Annotated in this window: 1 protein-coding gene; it reads left to right on the top strand. The window is 46.5% G+C overall.

Annotated features, from left to right (window positions below):
• Positions 1-398 (top strand): hypothetical protein (locus HK11_RS12445; RefSeq protein ID WP_158092838.1); only part of this gene is annotated, 398 nt, incomplete at both ends.

Raw genomic sequence — 398 nt, 5'->3', positions numbered from 1 at the left:
CTGGTATCAGATGCCGGGCATGTATACGCCGGCGGATCATCTGTTAGTGACTCTATTATTGCAGGGAATTCGCAAGACGGAAATGGTGATACATTTTATATCAATAGTGGGGGGTATGTAGGAGGGAATACTGTAGTTGGTTCTGGCGCTACGCTGGATGCAACAGCAGGCAATGCTATAATTGTTAGTCCTGTTAATGTAGAAAATGGCGGGACGTTAAAGATTACATCTGCAGGCCAGACTTTAGGGAGCCAGAAGGAAAATAGTGGCATTGCCAATACAGATCCCACGGTCAGTTATCCGGAGGCACCATCAGGAGCTTCTATTGTAAGTGGCGGTTACTGGATTGCCATAAAAGGCAGTGACGGAATAACATACTACGAATCTGCTACCGGAAC

Source organism: Acetobacter sp. DmW_043 (assembly GCF_002153485.1).
GTDB lineage: Bacteria > Pseudomonadota > Alphaproteobacteria > Acetobacterales > Acetobacteraceae > Acetobacter > Acetobacter thailandicus.
The sequence above is the reverse complement of the archived record's forward strand: the minus strand, read 5'-3'. Positions and strand labels throughout refer to the sequence as shown.